The organism is Paenibacillus sp. PastM-3 (genome assembly GCF_029893965.1).
Taxonomy (GTDB): Bacteria; Bacillota; Bacilli; order Paenibacillales; family Paenibacillaceae; genus Paenibacillus_AQ.
This window is the reverse complement of the sequence record NZ_JARXXP010000059.1, coordinates 1-7,751: the sequence shown is the minus strand read 5'-3', so window position 1 is coordinate 7,751 and position 7,751 is coordinate 1. Positions and strand designations below refer to the sequence as shown.

The 7,751-nt window shown below is 36.9% G+C and carries 6 protein-coding genes; 1 reads left to right on the top strand and 5 read right to left on the bottom strand.

From position 1 onward, the window contains the following. Nucleotides 1-127: 127 nt before the first annotated feature. Nucleotides 128-1,666: a DUF4365 domain-containing protein gene (locus M2108_RS30990; RefSeq protein ID WP_277473312.1), complete on the top strand. Its 1,539-nt coding sequence runs from the start codon at nt 128-130 to the stop codon at nt 1,664-1,666. Here M2108_RS30990 and M2108_RS31755 read toward each other — a convergent pair. The 5 genes from M2108_RS31755 to M2108_RS30975 all read right to left on the bottom strand — a co-directional run bounded on the left by M2108_RS31755 (nt 1,628) and on the right by M2108_RS30975 (nt 7,247). After that, entirely contained in the window at nt 1,628-1,810 is a 183-nt protein-coding gene (locus M2108_RS31755; RefSeq protein ID WP_481856973.1) for a hypothetical protein, read from the bottom strand. The two genes, M2108_RS30990 and M2108_RS31755, sit on opposite strands and share 39 nt — an antisense overlap. Nucleotides 1,811-1,865: 55 nt before the next feature. Then, complete coding sequence (locus M2108_RS31750) at nt 1,866-2,126, bottom strand: DDE-type integrase/transposase/recombinase (protein ID WP_481857226.1); 261 nt, start codon at nt 2,124-2,126, stop codon at nt 1,866-1,868. Between the two features lie 1,419 nt (nt 2,127-3,545). Further along, on the bottom strand, nt 3,546-5,525 hold the full coding sequence (locus M2108_RS30985) for a DUF3732 domain-containing protein (RefSeq protein WP_277473309.1): 1,980 nt from the start codon (nt 5,523-5,525) through the stop codon (nt 3,546-3,548). Between the two features lie 2 nt (nt 5,526-5,527). After that, a complete protein-coding gene (locus tag M2108_RS30980) occupies nt 5,528-6,025 on the bottom strand; it encodes a three component ABC system middle component (protein WP_277473308.1) in 498 nt (165 codons plus the stop codon). Beyond that, on the bottom strand, nt 6,009-7,247 hold the full coding sequence (locus M2108_RS30975) for an ABC-three component system protein (protein WP_277473307.1): 1,239 nt from the start codon (nt 7,245-7,247) through the stop codon (nt 6,009-6,011). The genes M2108_RS30980 and M2108_RS30975 overlap by 17 nt, the downstream gene beginning before the upstream one ends. Between the last annotated feature and the right edge of the window lie 504 nt (nt 7,248-7,751).

Genomic DNA, 7,751 nt, shown 5'->3' with positions numbered 1-7,751 from the left:
GCTACGATAAACTAGCCAAGTCATTCTTGGCGTTTGTATACGTGGCTGCCATTTTCAAATTGACTCAATGAAGAGTTTTCAGACACGACCTAATATTTTGTTAATATTAATTATTTTGGGGGAGCTAATGGCTAAGTATAAAGGTAAAAATCAAGCAATTGGTGAAAAAGGAGAAAACATTTTCAGGCTTTATTCACAAGAATCACTCAATCTGACCCCTAATAAACTTGAGCACGACTATGGTATAGATTTTTCTTGTCAGATCAGTAGTGATTTGAACAGTCACCAACAGCTAATGTCTCCCGAATTTCTTTTGGTAAACGTGAAAAGTTCTGCTGCTCTAACCCCCTTTAACACTCTCAGTAAAGCAGATATGGAATTTACATTAAAATCTGCACAACCTCTAGTTTTTATCTTAGTTGATACCAACAAAAATGAAGTGTTTCATCGTTTTTTTGACGAGGAGCTACTTAATGAGTTTTATGAACGTTTACTAAAAAATAAAAATTCCTTCCGATTAGATCCTTCAAAAATGAACAACAACGTTGGGCATTTCAAAGAACAATTGTCAATTATCAAAAAAAGATCATATCAAAATAAATTGAGTATATTGAAAGCCCGTTTGGGGCTGCAAAAGTTAATTGGAAACATCACACTTAGAATTAATCAGACTGAAGATGGAAGTATTGCCATAATAGAGGTAAATGAAGTTGAGGATTTATTCGACAAAACCCATAAGCTTTTTCCGCAAGTGCGCGAAACTTTCTTAGCACATGATTTAAATAATATTAAAATACCACAAGTAGCACTCAAGAATATGCCAGAACAACTGGATGACATCGCGGATATTGTTTCACTTGTAGCCCCCTTAACTTATGATATACGTTTAGTACAGTTAAAGCGAAAAGGAAAAGAAATTGCTACTTGTCATTTCGTAATTAGGGGATTTGGGGATGAGATAGCATACTATCATCCAAGTGGTTTGAGCTTGACCTTATCAAGAAGGAGGAAAGCTATCGATAACCAGTATCATCATGTGGTACAGGTTCTTATTATTTCAAACCAGGCAGATACTATATTTGAATATCCAGAATTAGTGAACTTTCTAGCGAAGACCCGAGTTGGAGATCTCATTGATGGGATGCCTCTTGTCGAAACTTGGCCAGAGCTTCTTCTTATTGGTGAAATTTTAAGATACATTCCTGAAATTTATAACACTCTCGAATTAGAATCCTATGTGCAACTGAGTGCGTTAAAGAAGAATGAAACTGCATTTTCGTACTTGTTTATTAAGCAACTGCTACTAGATAAAAGAGATACTTTAATACATTTTATCCTAGGAACAGATGATATTTTATCTTTAAAAGTACATAAACGCAAAATACAATGCCCCTTTATATTTAGCTTGCCTGAAGGTCAATTCATCGCAACAATAGAATTTGACAGTGAACTGTTTTTTGATGGAGATAATGAACACATAGTGGGTATTAAATCAACAAGAAATCCTGTTGTTAAATCATGTTTGCCTACTGTAAGCATAGATATATTTGAACCAATTCTTCTTTTAACAGAAGATAAAGCGTTAACGTTTTTTTCAGATAAAAATCCTGTAATTATCAATAACCCTTTAAATACCGGAGAATTTATTGCATGGGAAACCAAATAAGGAAAAATTAAAGTTAATATAGACTGCGACCGCTTCAAAGGCTTCTTCAAACGTCTCAAAATACCTTTTCGTATACAAATCTCTCTCCAAAATGCTGTGAAACGACTCAATGTAGGCGTTCATATTCGGCGTTTTTGGAGGAATACGCTCATGCTCAAGAGGACGCTGCGTTTCCGCACACAGCTCGCCAAAGAGTCGCTTAGGAATTGCGGGCCATTATCGGAACGGATACCGATGAGGGATCTCCAGGCTGTAAACGTCGGCCCAGAGCCTCCCTTAACGTGGCACAGACTTGCTTCACTGTACAGTTCTCTCCTACGTGGTTGCCGACGATACAGCGGTCAAACACATCAATCATATCAAAGATAAAAAAGAAGCGGTCGTAGCCATGAATGTATCCATATTTAATGTCAATCTGCCAGAGTTGGTTGGGGCCTGCGACTACTCGATTGCGCCAAATGCCGAGGGTATTTTAGGTTCCTCACCGGCTTTTTCTGAAGCAATCCGAGCTTCTTGCACAGCCGGTACGCCTTCTTGTGGTTGAGGATTAAGCCCTGCTGGACCGATAGGGAATACGCCAGGTTCTGGTAGCCATAGCCGCTCTCCTCGCCCTCTACCAGCTCTCTAGCCACTCTTCGATCTGTAGGTCACTGACCCGCAGACCGCCAGTAGTGAGCGAATAGGCTGGGATCGGACGGCCCGAAGTCACTAGCTCATCCGGGGCACTCCAAAGCCCCAGGAAACGTTTTTTATGCGCATAGTAGGGAGGGTTAAACCTCCACAATACGTATAACAAGTGTAGCCGAATACCCCCGCTTTATCGCTTCGTCGGCCAGTTCGAGTTTGTCTTGTAAGCGGGGTTGGCTTTTTTTAAGAGTTCACGCAGCAGTTCGATCTCCAGATCCTTTTACTCCCAGTAGCTTAATGGCCGTCTCCATCTTCGTCTCCAGGTCTTGGACACTCTCCGTATCTTCAATCCGTTCTTGGACGGACGGAGTAGGCTCTTCTCCAAATCGTTCCTTGTAGAACTTGACCCAATTGGTAATGGTGCTGGAAGAGACGGAATACTTTCGGGCTAGTTAAGGAAACCTTGGTTCCATTGATCGCTTCTTAAGCTACTTTGATCCGCTGTTCGTCGTATAACTTGTTGCTTTTCATCGGCTCCACTCCCTCTTCATAGTGTACCTCTTTCATGTCAAGGTCTCCACTTTGATTTGGGGGCTTAAGAGGTTACAGCTATATTTAATGGACAAAAAGGTGATTGCCAAAGGATGGCTGGAGATTTGATTCCTCTATCCATAGATATTGAACGAAACCGTGCTTGAATAATTAAGAAAAATATACAATGTAAAAAGACATCTCGATCACCAGCTGTCTCAAGGCTGAACGGGATGTCCTGTTTTTAATAGGGATTTTTATCCAAGCATATCCTCTATTTCTAAGGTGACGCCTTTTTAAGTACCACTTCCGAAATTTTTGTGTTTTCCGTCAGTTTCCAAATCAAACAGTAATTTGAGCGGTGTAGGGCCGGCTACCGCAGAGAATGTCGCCCGTAAATTCATCTCACCTGGCTCCAGCCCCATTAATTGAAGATTGGATCCATAACGATTTTCACCAAACATAATCGAACTAGGTTCTTTCATAACCGTTATAATAATTAATTCCTTCATCGCTAAAGTTAATATATTCAGCTACAGTGTTTCCGGCTTGCCCAGAAGATACAAGGAATAATGAACGCTACCCGCAGGAGGTCTGTGGAAATCTTCATCATCAAAAAATGTTTGCTAACAAGTCATTTGTATTCTCTTAGAAAAATCTCGAATTCTCAAATTAAAAAGAACCGGCTATATATCGGTTCTTTTTATTTGACTTAATGAGTTTAATTGATCCACTCCAAAGGAATTAATTTTTCGTTTTCTCCACGCCATTCGCAGACCTCATGAACTCCTTCTATGCCGCCATATATACTTTTATCTGCATGCTCTAATACAATGACCTGAAAAGCATTCTTTGAGTCTGACAGAGCCTGTGACATGGTTATAAAAATCTTTTTAACCGCTATTTGGTCCTCATCATTATTGAGTTTAGGGTCTAAATCTTTTTCTGATTCTTTAGCAGCTAATTTTTGAGGGAAATATACTTGACTAGGTTGGTCATACACAATAAAGTTTGGCACAGGTGAGTGCTTTTGTTGATTAAAGAAAAGTTGAAATGCCAAGGTAACGGATATATGATATGCTAGCCAATTTGAGCCGCTACCAATTTCCCATAAATAATCATCTCGACCATCTGTGCCTGTTACAATTACAGTTAAATTTTCATAATCGATTTTGATGGGATCATTTGGTCTTTCAGAATCCAGAAGTGGAAGTAATTTAATTGTAAATCCCTCTATCGTTCTTAATGCAGCTTTAACTCTCTGGATTATTGCGTTTTCGTTTACTTGAGCTCTAAGAACTCCGAGACGTTCGTTTAATTTAGCAATTGCTAACGAAAGCTGGCTATCAGAACCGAGTGATTCAAATGTTTCGCTAGCATATTGTACCTGACCAAGGAATCTAGAGATGTTTTCCATTGTGTATTTTTCATTTGCAGATGAATTTCTTATGTTACTTTGTATTCTTATCCGTTTTTGAGTGGCTGTAAGTTGTTCCGAAAGTTTATCTATTTCTGTTTTTACACTTTCGTATTCACGTTCAAAGGCAGCTGGAATTTTATTGGTGTAGCCTGACTCTTCTTCAAGCTGAATTAAGCTGTTATAAAATTTATTGATTTGATCCTTAGGATGATTCTTTGAAAAACCAAATATAGGACAGTTCTCTTCATCTTCCGTCAAGCTTCTAAGCCACTTTGAAATATTGAGCCGTTCAATTTGAATTGTTAAAGATTCTCTATAGTCTTCTATACTATCCATTAATTGGCTCATTTCGGTGTATCTATTTTTAAAGGACGATAGATTGAGTGAAATCTGTTGTTCTTCTCTGCGTAATGCAACAATTTCTCGTGAAGATGCTTGTATATTTCTATTCAGTATTGAGGAGTCTGAAGCTTTCATATCTGAAATTGAAGAGAGAATCTCAAGCTGTTCATTAAAGCTTAAAACTCCTAAATTATTTCTAACTTCTACAAGTCCAAGCTCCTCAGCTGCTGATAGCCATCCACTGATTTCAATCTTCCATTTTTCTGCAACATCCTTTAACTTACTTAAATCTTTTTCTTTGCGTCGTAGCTCTCGTAGAAGAACATTGATCTCCTGACGTTTTGCTAGAATATCTGGAGTTACAGCGCCAAGTATGTATGGGAAAATGTTTATTAGTTTTGTTCTATGATCAGTAGTATCTGCCTTATAAAAGAGGGTATCGGCATTAGCAACAATATTTTGTGGTTGAAAACAGAAGGCCATTAAATCTCTAAAGGAGGGGCGTCCAAAATAATTGTTAGTTGTATCCGACTCGATTTCAAGAAATGAAAGAGATGCTTGCTCATCTAAATATTTTTTTACGGAATCTCGCGTAGTATTTTTATGTGGAGTTTTTGGAATATCAACGTATTCGCCTTCCAAAACAAACATTTCATCTGTTGATTTATTAAGACCTGGTTCACGCCGAGCAAGTAAGATTTCTTTATCGTTCGTTTGAATGATGATACCAAACCAACTGCAAGCATTTCTTATCGTTTTAACAGGAATATGACAAGATCCAGAGCCGAGACAATAATCAATTATTGGAACGATTGCAGATTTCCCAGTACGAGAGGCACCGGTAATAATATTAATTTTTCCTAATTTGAATTCAATTTCTTTGGGTTTAAGGTCACTTTTTTTAGGCCAAAGAATTAACTTTTTTATTTGGAAGTTCATTTTTAAAACCTCACTTTCATTATCTGAGAGACTTCATGTAAAGTTAGTTGAGAACACCAATATCCTAATTTTTCTGATGCTTTTCCTAATTTGAGAATATTTTTAGGCTCATTTTTGCGCTCAGTCATCGAAATAGGAAGGGCAAGGGCATTTTCGTAATCTAGGGATATTAAAGAGGCATAGATACTTACTCGAATAGAATTTAAAGTGAGATTCTTCATATTAGAACTACTAATGTGTATTTGTGAAATGACATCATTTTTTAATACTTTTGTTGAAAGAAATTTATTGGAAAATTGTCTTAATCCAGATGCCTTTTGAGTTCCATTTATTTGTTCAACCATATCTTCGCGGAAAATTATAGGTAGCACGACAAATAGCAAAGGAAATGGAACGAATGAGGAGTTATTACTATAATAACCTCGCACGAAATTCCAAATTATATAGGCTCCAAAAGCAGGATTCTGAACATGTTGGATCTCTTTATTCAGTTGGCTCATGATTTTCACTTCCTGTCTTAAGTAATTGATTATAAGTAGGATGCCAGCCAACCTTCAAAATATCAGATAGTGAATGATAGCATCCCGGCGTAAAAAAGCTTGGTGCAGCAAGGTTATCGATACTAATTGCATCATCTTTACATTGTAAATAAAGTAATTTCCCTTGAGATTCGGCTGAAAGGTTAGTAGATGTTAAACTTATAATGTTCTTTTTAGTCTTCCATTTTTTTATTAAATCATTTTGGAATTCTAAAATACTAATCTCACTAATATCTCCTCGTCTAGCCCATAAGGTTCTATTTGTGGATGCTCTTAAATAATCACTAATGGCTTCTAATTTTTCGTCATAATCACATTCGACTAGATTAAGTTGATCAATATATCTCCTAAATGCATTATATTCGAATTGGATTTGTTGATCAGTAGGGGGAGGTGCTAGTTCTCTAAGACTCAAATTTTGATTGAAATGCCTTGTAATAGCTACAAGTTGTGCTTTATATTCTTTGTATGTAATTGCCATTGCTTTTCCAGTTTCTATTTGCTCCGCAGTTTTTCTATCAATCCAACCGAGCATAGCATCAAATACATTTTCCATAATATCATCATGGATGGTGGCCTTTTGACAGAAAGAGTTGAATATAAAAGCTGTATGTGTTGTTTCGATTGTTTGTACTTTAAATTTTTCTATAATCTTAATAGCGTTTGCTTTGTTCTCATAACTAAAGAAGTGTCGAATATATAGTGAATATTTGCTTCCAAGTTCCAGTTCATTGCCTTGATCATCATAGAATTCTAATCTTGAGGTTCCCCAAACTTGTTCAGCTTCTCTTGAAGATTTAGCCTCATGATACAAACTCGAGATATTTCCCTTTCTATTTGCAGCGACGAAAAGTTTAAAAGTAGTGTTCTCTGTTTGAAGTTCATTATCTTTAACCGCAGTCAGCCAATTAAAAAGTGTTTTCCAAAAGTCAGGAGAACGATCTGTCAAAGGATTGTTCTTTGACAGAACACTTTTTAATTGAACCGCATCAGTTGTTCCATCTTCCCGTTCGATAGCCACGTCCTCCAAGACCTCAATACTCACAGTATCGTTACCAGAGCAGTCTAATAGCTCATAAAGCGCATGTCTTACCTGAAGTGAATATGCGTATACTTTGTCTGGTACGTGTGTATTAGACAGGTTTATTTCTTTATAATCATGATTATTTTGACTGTTACTCACGGCCTTCCACTCCTTAAATAGGTAAATCGTTGTGATATGGTTCACTTAAATTATTAGAAAAAAAATCTTTAGATACTTGATTTTTCCAATATGAGTATATGGTATCATCTGGAATTAAAAAACTCAATCTTTATTACAGGATTTTAAATTCATTGATTGTGAAGGTGTAGGTAAGGAAAGGGAGGTTAGAAAGAACCGTATTTGCCAACCTTTCTTGAATTCATAGGGAATTACTTTAGCGGAAGATTAGTCTCGGTAATCTGATTTGTGAATAAAGAAAAGACGTGTTATAGCGAAGGATATGAGGGTTCTCTGAAAGGGAAATTATATTATCTTTAAGTTTAAGAAATCATAAAAATAAGAGCTACAGCACATAGGCAGCTCTTATTTTAGTGAGAGTGTTTTACATGAGTCTGTAAAATATATTGTGTAAACTCTCAAACCCATTAAAATGGAAGTAAGAGAAAGGTTGGGGAGAACACATGGGACTTTGGTCAAAACAGC